Origin of the sequence: Paraglaciecola psychrophila 170 (genome assembly GCF_000347635.1) — a bacterium.
Lineage (GTDB): Bacteria > Pseudomonadota > Gammaproteobacteria > Enterobacterales > Alteromonadaceae > Paraglaciecola > Paraglaciecola psychrophila.
Map to the genome: position 1 here is coordinate 3543039 of NC_020514.1, position 15908 is coordinate 3558946.

Genomic DNA, 15908 nt, shown 5'->3' on the forward strand with positions numbered 1-15908 from the left:
ACACTAGCACTCAAACATCGACCAATCTAATGGCGTGCCTTTAACCAAAGCATGTTTAGCAACTTTACCTAATACATTGTCCCAGTGTTTAGGTGCCAATCCAAAAGCTGGGCGCACTATTCTTAGATTGGTTGAACTTAAGGCTTGTCCTTGCAGAACATTTTCACTCACATAGATTGAACGACGATACTGTTTCGACTTTTCTTCTGCTTGGGTGCCACCATACTTGACTTGTCCTAACGCTTGATGGGCTCTTTTGGTCTCAATCACTAAAGAGGCTAATTCATCAGGCTGTAACGAAAAAGCCGCATCCACGCCCCCCGCTTGTCGGTCTAAAACAAAATGTTTTTCAATAACAGTGGCACCGAGTGCAACTGCCGCAACAGACACGCCAATACCTGCGGTATGATCAGAAAGGCCCATTTGGCAGCCAAAGGCATCGCGTAAATGTGGGATAGTCAAAATATTAGACTGAGTCGGTTGTGCTGGATACGTGCTGGTACATTTTAATAAAATGATATCCTCACAACCTGCCTGCCTAGCCACATTAACGGCTTGTTCAATCTCCGTTAAACTGGCCATGCCGGTAGATAGTATTAATGGTTTTTTCTTACTAGCGGCTTTACGAATCAGTGGTAAGTCGGTTAGCTCAAATGAGGCAATTTTAAAACAGGGAACGTTCAGATCATCTAAGAAGTCAACAGCCTGTTCATCAAATGGCGAGCTAAATGCCAGCATACCTAGAGACTTAGCTTTATCGAACAAGGGTTGATGCCACGCGTATGGCGTAGCCGCTTTTTGATACAACGCGTGTAACGACTCGCCTCGCCACAAGCTGTCTTCTTCGTGAATAACGAAGTGTTCGTTATTCACGTCTAGTGTCATACTATCAGCCGTAAAGGTTTGTAATTTTATGGCATGTGCACCGGCTTTTGCGGCCGCTTCCACCATCAACATGGCAACATCAAGTTGCTGACTGTGATTACCGCTCAGTTCAGCTATAACGAAGGGCGGGAAATCTGCGCCTATACTGCGCTTACCCAGTTTTATCTCATTCATCTTGTTGATCCTTGATATGAATGAAAACGGATTCTATACTTTCTACTAAGTCCTCTGGTTTATCGCAGTTACAGTCTACAGCAGCAATACCATCTTGACTGACGCTATGCTGCATACAGGGAGACAGCGGGTCAGTTGCAAATTCTGGCATTAACAACGCTGGCTCGCTGTTGCCACTGACAAGTAACGTCGCACAAGCAACTGCTTGAGCATACCAACGATTTCCACTTGGTTTACATACCATCAAGTCAGTGGCTGAGAGCATTTTTAAGAGTGAGCGAATATCCTGCTTGTCCTCGATATCACTCCAAACAACATAGCCTTTTTGTTCTAATAGTTTTTTTAAACGATCGGCATAGGGGTAAAGGTATCCATCGTCAGATTGAGCAAAGCATAAACCAATCACTTTCTTGTCTTTCGCTTTTTTAGCTAATCGTTTATCAGCGCTGACAACGATAGATTGTTCTAATTTGTCATCGACTAAACCACAGCACCTACTTAAATAATACTCTGGATATCCGCCTTCATACACGGTCTCGTATTGCCACCAGCGACTATGCAAGCGGTGCATGTTGACAAACGAACTCGCCATGAAAGCTTGCGTTGAATTAACATAGTCAGCTTGCAAACTTTTGTCTTGCACTTGGTGCAACAATTGCCGCACCGACATATTTAAATAATTACCACTGACTGGCTCCCCAGCATCGCTAAGAAAGCGCGCCAGAAAACACGGCATAAAGGTAGTATCTAAATTAACTATCTTACTGTAGTTTTCACCGATTATCTCTTCTGCTAATCCTAAAAATGACTCCATCGCAAGAAAGAAATCGTCAGGCCACTGCTGCTCAGTGATATGTTTTACCTGCACTCTCGGTTCGGCCAATTTAATTAATTCTGCACCGTCTGCAAATGTTAAAAAGTGGAGCTCTGCCTCGGGGAGGGTTTTCTGAAAATAGCGTAATACAGGTAGACCAATCGCACAGACATCAGCCGAACTTAACATTCTGACTAACAATACTTTTTCAGTCTTAGACTCAACTAATTCATTCACTATGATGCCCCTGAACGTAAGCTTTAAACATCAGTTCTGCCCGCTGCCAATCTTCTGGCGTATCGATATCCTGTACTAAATGCCGGGGTAAAACCACTGGTAGGCTATGTTGACTAAAAATTTTTCGATTCGATAAATAAGCATCCGTTGTACCCCAATAAAACTGGCCAGCATCATGGTATGCCTCTTCTAGATCCTGGGAGCGTTTTCCAATATCGTCAGGAAACATCGGAGCTACACCTGCTTGATTTTTGAGCAGCGCCCGTTGCACCGGAAAAGGAAAACTAGTGACTGAAAACGCAAAAGACTTTTCGCTTTGCTGTTCTAGGGAGTCTAAACCTTGCTTTAAAAACTTGGCTTGTAAAAACGGTGCAGTGGCGTAGATACAACAACAAAATTTAGGTTTATAAAAATGTTCGATACAAAACTTGATGCCGTGATTAGTGACTGGGCGTGTGCCAACCACATCATTTGACAACTCCTGAGGCCGAATAAAAGGCACATCAGCTCCATAAGCTTTTGCTACCTCTGCTACTTCTTCGCTGTCAGTAGAGACGATGATCTTGTCAAACAAACCAGATGTTTTGGCCGCGTCTATCGAGTAAGCGATAAGAGGTTTTCCAGCAAATATTTTAACGTTTTTAAGGGGAATTCGCTTACTGCCACCACGTGCAGGGATGATGGCAATATTCACGTCAACACCTCGTGAAGTACAGCAATCACTTTTGCCTGTTCTGTATCAGTTAAACTTGGAAACAAGGGCAATGTTAGAGCGTTTTGATAAAAATGCTCAGACACTGGAAAATCACCTTCTTTAAAACCCAGTTGCTGATAATAAGGTTGCAAATGAATCGGGATATAATGCACATTTACGCCCACCCCTTTGTCATGAAGCTGCTGGTAAACGTGATGACGATCATGTTGTATTAGCTCGACCATATATAAGTGCCATGCACTTTTAAATTGCGGCTCTACAACCGGAAGTTTTAAAGGCAAATCAGCTAGGGCATTATCATATACTTTGGCGAGCTCAGAACGTTTTTGAATAAATACGTCCAGCTTACTCAACTGTGATAACCCAAGTGCAGCATGTAAATCGCTCAGCCTATAGTTATATCCCAGCTCAAGTTGCTGATAATACCAAGGACCATGACTTTCTCCTTGATATTGTGATGGGTCTTTTGTCACTCCATGCTTAGCAAATAATTGAAGCTTTTGGTAAAGCTGGCTTTGATTAGTTAAGACTGCGCCGCCTTCAGCACTGGTTATTGATTTAACTGGATGGAAACTCAAAACTGACATATCAGAATAGACACAACTACCAATCCTAGATTGCTGATAACTGCCCCCTAACCCATGTGCAGCATCTTCAATAAGTACAATAGAATACAGCTGAGTTAGCTTTTGAATAGTTTGCATTTCACAGCTCAATCCAGAAAAGTGCACCACAATTAACGCTTTTGGTAAACAATTCTGAGTGGCAGCATATTGGAGTTTGGTTTCTAATGCGCTGATATCAATATTACGGGTAAGAGGGTGTATATCCACAAAATCTATCGTTGCGCCGCAATACAGCGCACAGTTTGCTGATGCTACAAAAGAATTGGGTACAGTCCAGACTGAATCGCCTGCTACAACACCTGCAGCTAAACACGCCACATGCAAACCTGACGTTGCACTATTGACTGCAACACAGTGGTTAGCGCCAGTATATTCGCATAGAGCTTGCTCAAATTTAGGTACCACAGTACCTTGAGTCAAAAGCTGGTTGCGAAGTACCTCAACAACTGCATCGACATCATCTTCATCAACGAGATGTTTACCGTACGGGATCATGCAATATCTCCCTTACAATATGACTTTATCAAGTAACTTTAATTCATCTATTGTTAGAAAGTGTGGATTAGTACCTGAGTGATATTCAAATTTTTCTTCTACCGGCTTCCCGACTTCACTTAATTTGTTTTTTAAGTAATTGACTGTTTTATCGAAGAACTTAATCGCAGGCGTAATCACGTAATGATCATCGAATTCAAGAGAATGATGCGCCATTTCCTCTGGCACCATGACTTCATGCAGTTTCTCGCCAGGGCGAATACCCACTATTTCATAATCTCGGTTGCCACTAATAGATTCGACCAGATCTAAAATACGAATAGAAGGAATTTTAGGTACAAATATCTCGCCACCCTGCATACGCTGAAAGTTCTTTACAACAAACTCTACACCGTTGTCTAGGGTGATCCAGAAGCGTGTCATTTCCGCATGAGTCACGGGCAACTTAGTTACACCCTCATCCAAGAGTTTATGAAAAAATGGTACTACTGAGCCTCTAGAACCAACAACATTGCCATAACGTACTACAGCAAATCTGGGGCCCTTAGCACCGGACATATTGTTGGCAGCGACAAACAGTTTATCTGAGGCAAGTTTAGTCGCGCCATACAAATTAACTGGATTAGCAGCTTTATCGGTAGACAGCGCAATCACCCGACTTACATCAGCGGCAATAGCTGCATCAATCACATTTTGAGAACCATATATATTAGTTTTGATACACTCATTAGGATTATATTCTGCAGCTGGCACTTGTTTCAGGGCTGCGGCATGCACCACATAATCAACATCGCGCATCGCAGATATTAGACGTTCTTTATCGCGCACATCACCAATAAAATAACGCATGCAAGACGCATTATAATGTTGCTGCATTTCAAATTGTTTTAACTCATCTCGGGAGTAAATAATCACTTTTTTAGGAGAATAGTTTTTGGTCAGAAAATCAGTAAAACGTTTACCAAATGATCCCGTTCCGCCCGTAATTAAAATAGATTTATTATTAAACATAAACAGCCCTTACAATCATTTTAGTTGGGTAAAATGCATATTGACTTGATGCATCACCCAATTGATATAACTCGTTAAAATCTCTGATATTCATCGATATTTATTCACTGCTTTGCGACCACGTACTAATCCGGAGAGTTGTTTTAATGACGCTTTAAATGATTCCTCAGCATAAGCAACTAATGCGCCATTAACTTGCAATTCAGCGGTCACAAACTTAATTTTTTCTTCTTCAGGGATATTTTCTAGGAAATTCTGGATAAATTCGTCGCGTTGCGTTACAAGTTTCAAAAACACGGACTCATCAGGATCATTTTCAGTCGTTAGCTCTGATAGATCCTGATTAATACTTTTTAATGGGGAAGGTGTATAAGAATGATCTAATATTAATTTTTTCAAATCACTGCTTGACGTTTTTGCCTCTGCATCTCATAAGCCTCTTGCTTAGATGACTCAGGAATTTGCGACCAAGCTGTTTTAATCAGTAAAAACAGAGTAATCACTTCATCAACAATCTTCAAGTTATTCTGAACATTAGCATCAATCAAGCGCTGTATCATATAATCGTAAAGAGAATATAAATTATCAGCCACCTCACCTCCGGCCTCCAATTCTAGAGTATCTCGCAAGTTCATCAAGATAGCTGTTGCTCTAGAAATATGTTCAGACTTGCCAGCATAATCTTTTCGTTCTATACAGCCTTTGGTATAAGCAAGCTTATCTAACGTACCTTGCATTAACATTTCAGTTAACTTGTGCGGATCGGCTTGACTGATCTGTTGTTTCAAATTGCCTTTTTTATAGGCATTGATACCTTTTAAAGCCATATTGATTATCCATTTATTAAATAGTTAAACCACATTAAATTTAGCCTAAAGTCGCCAATAAAGCTGAACCTGTTGAATTTAATCTTGCTACTGTTTGGTCAAGATTTAAATACTTAGCCCGTAATATCTCCTCAGTTTTAGCCAGTCTTAACTCCAGGTTTAACCTTTCATCAAAAATTTGCTCCCTTTGGTCTTTAGCAGTATTTTCTCGGGATTTAAGTAACCCGCTAAAACTGGTGTATTCTTCAACATAATCAAAAAGGCGAACAGCAATACCTTGCTTCTCATCGGTAAATAAAGCGGCAATATCATCAAAATTATCATTTAATGCCTCTTTTAGACGATCGTCACCACTGCCCAACCCGATATTGTCGGTGGAACTTATTTCCAACTCGCCCTGATCGTTATACTCTATACCAACTTGGAAAAGACCACCTAGGGCAGATGAGTCAACAGAAGAAAAAAGAATATTATTTATACCTGTTTGTATGCCCCTAACCAAAGAATCACCAGCGAGCGAACCATCGTCCTCTAAATCAGATTCACCGTATTTAGTAAGCAGTTTTATTTCGGCTTGTAAGGCGTTAAAATCCTTAACAAACTCTCTGATAGTTTCCTCGACGGCTTCTTTGTCAAAGCCAATACTCAAATTTGATGTCTTAAATGTTATGCCATCTGATTCTAGTTCCGATCTTTCAGAAGCCTCGAAGCTGACATTTTCTATTACATTTTCAAATTTATTGGTTTTACTTTCTACAGCAATGCCGTCGATATTGGCTTTGGCGTTTTGAGCAAAAGTAACAGGTGTTAAATAAGTAGAAGCCTCAGTAGAGTTTGTAGTTGAAACAAGATCCAGTTCAGCTACATCATTAAAGTTGACAATAACTAAGTCATTTCCTTCGCCGGGCGTGTTCGAAGTAAATACTAATTTTGCACCACCGACAGCAGTACCTGTATCTATAATACTGGCCGTGACACCAAAGTTATCGTTTGAAGCATTGATGGCGTTTCGCAAGTCTTCTAATGAGTCACCAGCATTTAAGTTGATACTAAATGAATCACTGGTGGCATTAATTTTAAAAATAAGTTTGGCGGTACCAGTGCTTAATACCGTATCAGTGGAACTATCAAAGCCACCATCGCTTGCATCTGCGGTTTCAATTCGGCTACCGCTAGCGAGCTGACTTACGGCTATATTGTAGTCACCTTCTAGTGCACTATTGGATGCTTCAGCTGTAAAAGGTTCGACGCCCTCTGATGGATTATTTATACTTGGCTCACGCCCTTTGAGGTTCGCATTACTACGCAAGCTATCTAAGGTTTCTTGAAAATCCTCAAGTTTGGATTTTAACTTACCAATTCCAGAAATTTCAGCTTCAACGTTTTCCTCTCTGGAATTCAGAGCATCAGTTTTCGGCTTGCGCTCAGCATCGAGCAATTGCCCAACTAAACTTTCAAGATCCAAACCTGAACCGACACCTAATGACTGAATTGACATATCACGCCTCTACTCCAACAATATTCTGAAGGATAAAGTTAATGTCACAAATGTTGACATTAAACCTGTTTGTTAAATAGTAAACCTACTGCTGTTCCAACTTCCGTTTGCAAGTCTTGCAAACGTTCTGAGATTCTTAGTATTTCTTCAGAAGGTATTTGTCGAATAATTTCACCAGACTCCGAGTCAGTTACTTTAACAACTTGTTTATTGCTGCCTTCGTCTACCGAAAAATTTAACTGCCTACTGTTGCTCTGCACAAAATCATTTAATTGTGAAACAGCCGTGTCAATTTGCCCCGAACTAACCTCAATAGGCACTTGTTCCTTTATTTCACTTGTGTCGGCTGACTCAGATAAATCTTTAGTTTCTAGTTGCGCTGATGCCTGTTCGGTTTCCGTTAATCGGTTTGTACGAATACTATCTGCGGTGGTACTTTCCCTAGGTACAGCAAAATCTTGGCCAACTTGTGATACATTAATTTCCATAAATCACCTTTATATAAAATACTAATGGCTACTCTGCAGCAGCCACCCAAAGAATAGTTGCGAAACTAAATATTAGCTAAGCAATGATAATGCAGCCTGTGGTCTTTGCTTGGCTTGACTTAAGACCGACAAAGACGCTTGCTGAATTATCTGGTTTTTAGTCAATTCAGCGGTTTCTGTAGCAAAATCTGTATCTCGGATCCGTGAACGAGCACTGGCGATGTTTTCGGAGATATTACTCAGGTTACGTATAGTAGACTGAAAGCGATTTTGCAAGGCACCTAAGTCGGCACGAATACCTCCCACGGCAGATATTGCTGTTGTTATTGCAATGAGTGCTGTGGAAGCCCCATCAAGAGTAGACAAATCGGTTGCAGCGATGCCTAAACCAGAAGAGCCATAACCGCTTGCTCTAGACAAGTTGACAGAGATAGTCTGTCCAGCGTTAGCACCAACTAAAAATTTTGAAGAGAAGCTACCTTTTGAAGTATCTAGATTACCGAACTGTGTATCAGATGCGATACGACTGATCTCATTTATTAATGCAGTTACTTCTTTTTGCAACGCCGTTCGATCAGCAGAAGAGTTAATGCCATTTTGAGATTGCACAGCTAAAGTCCGAATGCGTTGTAATGAAGTTGTAACCTCACCCAATGCACCTTCAGCTGTTTGTGTGAGTGAAATCGCATAGTTCGCATTTTGTACTGCTTGATTCAAACCTTGTACTTGTGTCGTAAGACGATCTGAAATCTGCAAACCAGCGGCATCATCCGCAGCACGGTTTATCCTAAAACCTGAAGATAATCTTTCGAAAGATGAATTCAAAGCTTGACCAGAACTGAACAACTGGCGCTGTGCATTCAAAGAAGACACATTTGTGTTGACAAATAAACCCATAAAAAACCTCCTGAAAACTCACCGCACGCCGATAGCGTGATTGTACTAGTAAGTTTGCCTCAATATAGATGGTCAAAAACCTCTTCTTGACCATCACCTCACTTACATCATTTAACAACACCTCTATCGTCAAACGAGGCTAAAAGCGATCAATTAGACAACCCTCGACCTACGTATCGACACTTACAACAGTAACTTTAGTTTTTTTTCGATTTTTTATTTATTATTCCTGATCTCAGATCTGACTTTTACTAATATTTAACAACCGTCTCAGTGAAAAAAGGTTTCAAGTGATTTTCTTTAGAAACCTCTCCACTATCTTGCATCCCCAGATTTATCATGTCCTAAGATATAAATTGCCGATGTCTTGAACATAAGCTGAAACAATTTTGGATATGAAGATAATCGGGCGCAGTAATGAAATAACATTAATGACAAACATATACTGTGTCAGGTAAGAAGATGCAGTGCTTCAACGATTACAAAAACATAAATAATCAATGTTGGCACACAACATGCTTTGGGATCAGGGACATTAGCAGACTATTTGTGAAAACACTTAGTCTTGTGAAAACACTTAGTTGCTAATGAAAAAAGGCCGGGGAAAATACTCTTACATAGCGTCCCCGACCAACTTGCTCACGTTAGGAAATGGAGCAAATAAGGTTTCTGTCCGACTGGCAGGGTTAGAAGAGCTGAATACTGGCCTCTCAACCAAACTTCTACACTCTCGGTCCTGTTAGTCGGCGTTTTAATTTACACATCTAAGATGTAAACAAACGAAGAAATATTGTTTGTACCACAAGACTTAAAAATACTGCGCCTTACGGCTTTTGTTAAAAAAGCCGGGGCAAAACCCTTACAGGGTGTCCCCGACCAACTTGCTCACGTTAGGAGTTGGAGCAAACTCGGTATTGGTTACATCAATAGCTGCTAATACAACTACAACGTAACCTTATAAATAGTGCCCTCCGTAGCATATCACAATAACATTCCATCGTTACTTTTCAGGGCACAGCCCCGGGCGGCCTCTCATTTCCTACCCTCTTGATATCGAAATCGTATGTATACGAATGATTAACCTAATAGCTGTAATGCTGACTGAGGACGCTGATTCGCTTGCCCTAACACCGTTATACTGACATGTTGAATAATCTGCCAGCGGGTTAACTCTGCCGTTTCGACGGCAAAATCGGTGTCACGAATACGACTTCTTGCCGCTGAAACATTTTCAGAAATATTATTTAAATTTCTGATAGTTGATTGGAAACGATTTTGTATAGCACCTAAATCTGCTCGCTGAACACTAATAATGGAGATAGTTTCCCAAAATGAAGCCATCGCTGCTGAGGCTTCTGATTCAATCATCACCGATATACTTGCCACAAAAAGCCCAGATGTGCCATATCCCCAAGTTCGCACTACATTAACACTAATCGTCTGACCCGCATTCGCTCCCACCAATAACGCTGAAGAAAATGCACCATCCAATACGGTTACGCCACCAAATTGCGATTTCAAAGCAACACTACTAATCTCGTTTTTCAGTGCAGTGATTTCTTTTTGCAGTGCCACTCGATCTGCGGACGAATTAATTCCGTTTTGCGATTGCACTGCAAACACACGCATTCGATGCAAAGCACTGGTAGTCTCTGCTAGTGCTCCCTCGATCGTCTGTGATAAAGAAATCCCATCATTGGCATTTCTGACGGCTTGATCTAAACCCCAAACCTGAGTGGTTATTCGGTTAGATATCTGCAATCCTGCTGCATCATCTTTTGCGCCGTTAATCCTAAAGCCCGACGACAGCCTTTCAAAGGCCGTATTTAAATTATTGTTCGACGTAAACAACTGACGAGTTGCATTCATCGACAACATATTAGTACTAACAAATAAACTCATTGTTATCTCCTAACTATGCACTGACTTATCATTTTTGTTTTTAGTGTCAGTGATATTCTGGTGTTGCTAAAATTAAAATCAACATGTTAAATGCGTTATTGGCACGCTACATGCTTTAATCTAAATGCTAGCTGGTACCCTGGCTAGCATTTTTGTTAAGTGTTAGAAACACAAAAAGCAAATGCAAAAAGTGTGAGCTTGTGCTCAAGCTGACAGACAGAATTGATGGCCTAAACCTCAATACCTCACTACCTCCTGGCGTCTATTTTGTCTGTTGGCGATTTAACAAAAAAGTCTCGGATTTACGTGTTAAATCGCAGTCATCTCACGCTAAAAACTATTGTAACGTGTTGATAAAAATTAATAATATTATATCCCTCGGTCGGTTGCAGCCTGTCCCCACAATTTGCAATTCGACCGTTTATCACCTAACTAGATCTGTATATTTTCAACTCTAGGCAAATGTTCCCTCGTATATTTAGTTGCAGCCTGCCCCCGCAATTGCTCATGTTTATACACGTATTTTCACACCTGGTTTATCTCTAATTATTAGCCTTGTAATAACTGCAATGCTGCTTGAGGGCGTTGATTGGCTTGACCTAACACCGTGATACTAGCTTGTTGGATGATCTGCCAGCGGGTTAATTCCGCCGTTTCGACGGCAAAATCAGTGTCACGAATACGACTTCTTGCCGCTGATACATTTTCAGAAATATTACTTAAATTTCTGATCGTAGATTGAAAACGGTTTTGAAGCGCACCTAAATCCGCTCGCTTAGCATCAATAATTGAGATTGCTTCAGTCACAGCATTCATGGCTGCCGATGCTTGCCCTTCAGTTAGTACAGATACATCAGCCACATTTAATCCAGATGCACCGAACCCACCGATGCGCTCAACATTCACACTGATAGTTTGACCTGCGTTAGCTCCCACCAAAAAAGCTGATGAGAATGCACCATCTAAGAGTTTACCCCCCCAAATTGTGATGTAGATGCAATACGACTCATTTCGTTCTTCAATGCCGTCACTTCTTTTTGCAGTGCAACTCTGTCTGACGACGAGTTGATACCATTTTGAGATTGAACAGCCAAAACACGAATTCTTTGTAATGCTGATGTTGTTTCAGCAAGTGCGCCTTCAATGGTCTGCGACAAAGAAATCCCATCGTTAGCATTCCTCACGGCCTGATCTAATCCAAGAATTTGAGTGGTAAGACGGTTGGATATTTGTAAACCTGCAGCATCATCCTTCGCGCCATTAATCCTAAAACCCGAGGACAACCTTTCAAAGGCCGTATTTAAATTGTTGTTCGACGTAAACAACTGACGAGTTGCATTCAACGACGACACATTCGTGTTAACGAATAAGCTCATTTTTAATCTCCTAACGATTTGTTGTAAACACCACCAGACTATTATTATTATTAGTTGTCTTAATGGTTGCAGAGCTGTGCTTTTATTTTTATTCAGCTTCTACAAAGGCGTTCGCTTATATTTTTATTAGATGCGTAACGTCTATGTTTATGTATCGTGCAACAAGGAAAATTTCTTTAGGAGAAAAATAGACTAGTTTTTTAATACTATATATTTCAATAAGTTAAACAACGAAAAAAGCCGGAGAAATTCTCCGGCTAAGCGCTCTTTCAATTGAGAGAGTGAGCGAAACTCTCAACTGCTCGGTTCTTATCAACCCAGTGCACTACCCCCTGGCTTCTAAGCCTTAAACAGAAGAAGGGTCTCGAAACCTAGGCTAATCGAAGGTTAGTCTGAATAAACGACTAACCCAGCAAAGATTAACCTAGTAAAGATAGAGCCGCTTGTGGACGCTGATTAGCCTGACTTAATACAGTCAAACTCGCCTGCTGAATAATCTGATTACGCGTTAATTCCGCAGTTTCAGAAGCAAAATCAGTGTCTCGAATACGACTCCTTGCCCCTGACACATTTTCAGAAATATTAGTTAGGTTACGAATAGTTGATTGAAAACGGTTTTGCAAGGCACCTAAATCGGCACGCACGCCACCCACAGCCGATATGGCAGTTGTTAGTTCCGTTAATGCAGCTGAAGCTCCATCTACAGTCGACACATCAGTACCGCCGATACCTAATCCTTTAGCACCGTAACCATCTGTTCTAGATAAGTTAACTGAGATTGTCTGGCCACCATTGGCACCTACTAGAAATTTAGATGAAAAATCACCCTTTAGAATATCTAGGTTACCAAACTGCGAGTCGGTAGAAATACGGCTAATTTCAGTTTTAAGGGCGGTCACTTCTTTCTGCAACGCGGCGCGATCAGCAGAGGAGTTGATACCATTTTGGGATTGTACTGCAAGCGTACGGATACGTTGAAGTGACGTAGTCACTTCGCCTAACGCGCCTTCAGCTGTTTGCACCAGTGAAATAGCATCATTGGCGTTACGTGCTGCTTGGTTAAGACCTTGTACTTGGGTGGTTAATCTGTCAGTGATCTGCAAACCAGCAGAATCATCAGCTGCTCGGTTAATACGAAAACCTGAAGACAAACGTTCAAAAGATGTACTTAAAGACTGCGCTGAATCGAACAAATTACGCTGTGCGTTCAACGATGAAACATTGGTATTTACGAATAAACCCATGGTTTTTCTCCTACACTCTCAGTCCAGACGATGCTGGCGACCACATAATTAAATAATTATGTGGCTGGTTAAATAACACTAATAGAGTAATGATTTTGTATTTTAAAAATCATTACTACTGGCCCTCTCGAAAACTATATCGACCCATTTAAAATTCCCTTTAACATGAATTTGCCTTTTTTCTGAGAATCGGCAAAAAATTGCCACCTTTGCATTTGGTTTTCACCTGAGTTTCAATGGTTTAAATATGATAAAAAGGTTTTGAAAATGCCCCTAAATTGGTTAAAAAAATCGGAAGTAAAGCCGTTCACAATGCATTTGTAGATTTATGTGAGTTTAAACAACAATTATATTGCTGTTACAGAGAAGCTGAAAATCACATCAGCGCCGACGGCAGGATCTGCATTCTGACCTTAGATACCCAAGGTCACGTTTTACATTCAAGACGAATAACCGTTCCTAAAACTGATCTAAGAGACCCTAAGATAATAGTTACACCAGATGGCGACATGCTGCTAACTGCTTATGCTCGTCAAACCTCTAAGCTTAACCAAACACTCAGCACGCGAAACTTAAATTGGGTATCACAAACTGGGTATAGTTGGTCCGCAGCCATAGAATATGCAGATAGAGGGTGGTGGTTATGGCGTGTAAGATGGCATAAAAGTCAAGCATTTGGTTTTGCTTACAATAGAAAACAAAACACGATCCATTTATATTCAGGTAATCCCAGAAGAAGTTTTCATCTGCATCAACCTTTTGCCTTAAGTTTGAAGAAGCACAAAAAAGGATATCCAAATGAAAGCGATATTATTTTTGACCATGATAACGCCCTTGCAATAGTAAGAAGAGATGCCGACAGTTACTCAGCGCAACTTAGGCAAAGTTCATTCCCTTTTAAAAAATGGCGTTGGCTAGATTTAGGACGTTATATTGGTGGTCCTGTTATGTTGCGCCTAGATACATATTTCGCGTTGGTCGGTGGCAGAATAATCAAACAGGGGAAACTTGTAACAGGGTTACTTAAAATGAATTTGTCGAATGGTGATTTACAAGAGTTTCTGATTTTTCCTTCAGTTGGCGACAACGGTTATCCAAGCTTAGTTTTGAAAAAAGGAGTATTAGAAAAGGGTATATTGGAAGATGATATGCTTTACGTTAGTTATTATTCATCACATGAGGACAACAAAATTTGTGTGTATTTAGCTGAGATCAATTTAAATACATTGATTAATAATAAAGTATTGGTAACCTGAGTTCTGGATAAGCCATACCGTCCAGCATCACTATTAGCGCGCCTATCTTCGTTGAACTTGCTCAAAATAGCTAACTATTCCTTTACAAGCTCGCCTCGATAAACGCAATAACAGCAGCACTGGATGCGTTCAATGCCTTATTCAATCAATTATAACTATCTGACATAATGTTTTTATTATAATTACTTTTAGGGCATCGGCACCTCTTAACCCGAGTTCAGGTTAGGTAGGCCTAGATGAAATCAAATAATGAAGTACCTGTTACCCGAGCAAAAGTGGCTTGGGCTGCCTGCAAAGCAGTCTCTTGACGACTGAGTTCTGACACTGCTTCGGCGTAATCCACATCTTCGATATTCGAACGGGCCGAACGGTTAGCAATGTCTAGGTCTAAGTTTGAAGCCAATACAGAATCAGCAACGTTGCCTCGCCCACCAATTTCAGAGATAGCGTTGGCCATGCTAATTAATGAATTATCTACACCAACCAGTGCATCTGATAAAGCCTCATCAAGGCCTGTGGCACTAACATTTGTGTTATTTAATAAATTGACGAAATCGTTGAGTGTTTCAGCTATATTTTTCTTTTCTGGTTTCTCTAACTGAAAGTTAACTGTGTCACCAGTAGTACCAGTGATATTAAACTCTAAACCTTTATACAAAAGTGCGCTACCACTTGAGAAGTCAATCGTATCTAAAACAGCTCCAGACCCTACATTGAATACTTGCGCTTGGGACGCCGAAATAATTCTCACCTCAAATTCGTTGTTGGCTGGATTGACTGCATCATAACTATTTTTATGAAACTTATCGAAGGCACTTTGACCTTGAACTTCTAACGACGCAGATGTTGCTCCTGAAGTGCCGGTAATAGTCGATTTGAAACGAGAAAACACATTTTCAAATACTTCCTGTCCAGAATTATTCATTTGTAAACTAATGGTATCCGACACCTTAATTTTATTCTCGCCTCCGTCTCCTTCGAAATTATATTTGTTACCTGATGCACTCGCATTTAAACTGTATGCTGGAGATGCAGACTGAAACCCAGCAAAAATATATTCTCCAGCAGGGTTGCGGCTATTCATTAAATCAAAGACTTGATCACGAATTTGGCCCACCTCTATCGCAATCGCTTTTCTGTCTCCAGTACTGAGAATGCCATTGCCCGATTGGACCATTAATACTCGAGCACGGTTAATCGCATTATTTACACTGCTTAAAACGGTTTCTTCTTGCTCCAAACTATTGGTCAATAAATTAGTATTCTTTTTATACTGAGCGATTAAATCAATTTCTTCGGTTAACCTTATAACCTGGGCTGCTCCTACAGGATCATCAGACGGACGCAAGAGTTTTTTTCCTGAAGATAATTGTTGTTGAATATCCGATAAACCCGCTTGATTATCTAATACAGATTGGATACTACGGTCGTAAAGTTGCCCTGTGGAAATACGCATATTTTAC

14 protein-coding genes and 1 pseudogene are annotated in these 15908 nt (G+C 40.6%); 1 reads left to right on the forward strand and 14 read right to left on the reverse strand.

Annotated features, from left to right (window positions below; translation table 11 throughout):
• Window positions 1-3: 3 nt before the first annotated feature.
• The 13 genes and pseudogenes from pseI to C427_RS15560 all read right to left on the reverse strand — a co-directional run bounded on the left by pseI (window position 4) and on the right by C427_RS15560 (window position 13189).
• Window positions 4-1059, reverse strand: a complete 1056-nt coding sequence (gene pseI, locus C427_RS15500) for a pseudaminic acid synthase (protein ID WP_007637849.1) — start codon at window positions 1057-1059, stop codon at window positions 4-6.
• The gene (locus C427_RS15505) at window positions 1052-2110 is read right to left on the reverse strand and encodes a glycosyltransferase family protein (RefSeq protein WP_007637848.1); all 1059 of its coding nucleotides are present in this window, start codon (window positions 2108-2110) and stop codon (window positions 1052-1054) included. The genes pseI and C427_RS15505 overlap by 8 nt, the downstream gene beginning before the upstream one ends.
• The gene (gene pseF / locus C427_RS15510) at window positions 2103-2804 is read right to left on the reverse strand and encodes a pseudaminic acid cytidylyltransferase (protein WP_007637847.1); all 702 of its coding nucleotides are present in this window, start codon (window positions 2802-2804) and stop codon (window positions 2103-2105) included. Before pseF ends, C427_RS15505 begins: the two co-directional genes overlap by 8 nt.
• Window positions 2801-3946: a UDP-4-amino-4,6-dideoxy-N-acetyl-beta-L-altrosamine transaminase gene (gene pseC / locus C427_RS15515; RefSeq protein ID WP_007637846.1), complete on the reverse strand. Its 1146-nt coding sequence runs from the start codon at window positions 3944-3946 to the stop codon at window positions 2801-2803. Before pseC ends, pseF begins: the two co-directional genes overlap by 4 nt.
• Window positions 3947-3958: 12 nt before the next feature.
• Entirely contained in the window at window positions 3959-4957 is a 999-nt protein-coding gene (gene pseB, locus C427_RS15520; RefSeq protein ID WP_007637845.1) for a UDP-N-acetylglucosamine 4,6-dehydratase (inverting), read from the reverse strand.
• Window positions 4958-5047: 90 nt separating this feature from the next.
• On the reverse strand, window positions 5048-5356 hold the full coding sequence (locus C427_RS15525; RefSeq protein WP_007637844.1) for a hypothetical protein: 309 nt from the start codon (window positions 5354-5356) through the stop codon (window positions 5048-5050).
• Window positions 5353-5784, reverse strand: coding sequence for a flagellar export chaperone FliS (gene fliS, locus C427_RS15530; protein ID WP_007637843.1), 432 nt, complete (start codon window positions 5782-5784; stop codon window positions 5353-5355). The genes C427_RS15525 and fliS overlap by 4 nt, the downstream gene beginning before the upstream one ends.
• A gap of 40 nt (window positions 5785-5824) precedes the next feature.
• Window positions 5825-7282 (reverse strand): flagellar filament capping protein FliD, encoded by a 1458-nt coding sequence (gene fliD, locus C427_RS15535; protein ID WP_007637842.1) that lies wholly within the window; start codon window positions 7280-7282, stop codon window positions 5825-5827.
• Window positions 7283-7341: 59 nt separating this feature from the next.
• The gene (locus C427_RS15540; RefSeq protein ID WP_007637841.1) at window positions 7342-7770 is read right to left on the reverse strand and encodes a flagellar protein FlaG; all 429 of its coding nucleotides are present in this window, start codon (window positions 7768-7770) and stop codon (window positions 7342-7344) included.
• Window positions 7771-7842: 72 nt separating this feature from the next.
• Complete coding sequence (locus C427_RS15545; protein WP_007637840.1) at window positions 7843-8667, reverse strand: flagellin N-terminal helical domain-containing protein; 825 nt, start codon at window positions 8665-8667, stop codon at window positions 7843-7845.
• Between the two features lie 1077 nt (window positions 8668-9744).
• Entirely contained in the window at window positions 9745-10569 is an 825-nt protein-coding gene (locus tag C427_RS15550) for a flagellin N-terminal helical domain-containing protein (protein ID WP_007637839.1), read from the reverse strand.
• Window positions 10570-11118: 549 nt separating this feature from the next.
• Window positions 11119-11945, reverse strand: a pseudogene (locus tag C427_RS15555) (flagellin N-terminal helical domain-containing protein).
• A 419-nt stretch (window positions 11946-12364) separates the two neighbouring features.
• A complete protein-coding gene (locus tag C427_RS15560; RefSeq protein WP_007637837.1) occupies window positions 12365-13189 on the reverse strand; it encodes a flagellin N-terminal helical domain-containing protein in 825 nt (274 codons plus the stop codon).
• A 278-nt stretch (window positions 13190-13467) separates the two neighbouring features.
• Between C427_RS15560 and C427_RS15565 the strand changes: the two genes are divergently transcribed.
• On the forward strand, window positions 13468-14445 hold the full coding sequence (locus C427_RS15565) for a hypothetical protein (RefSeq protein ID WP_015431050.1): 978 nt from the start codon (window positions 13468-13470) through the stop codon (window positions 14443-14445).
• Window positions 14446-14677: 232 nt separating this feature from the next.
• Here the strand turns inward: C427_RS15565 and flgL are convergent, their stop codons facing one another.
• Window positions 14678-15901: a flagellar hook-associated protein FlgL gene (flgL, locus tag C427_RS15570; RefSeq protein ID WP_007637833.1), complete on the reverse strand. Its 1224-nt coding sequence runs from the start codon at window positions 15899-15901 to the stop codon at window positions 14678-14680.
• Window positions 15902-15908: the final 7 nt, after the last annotated feature.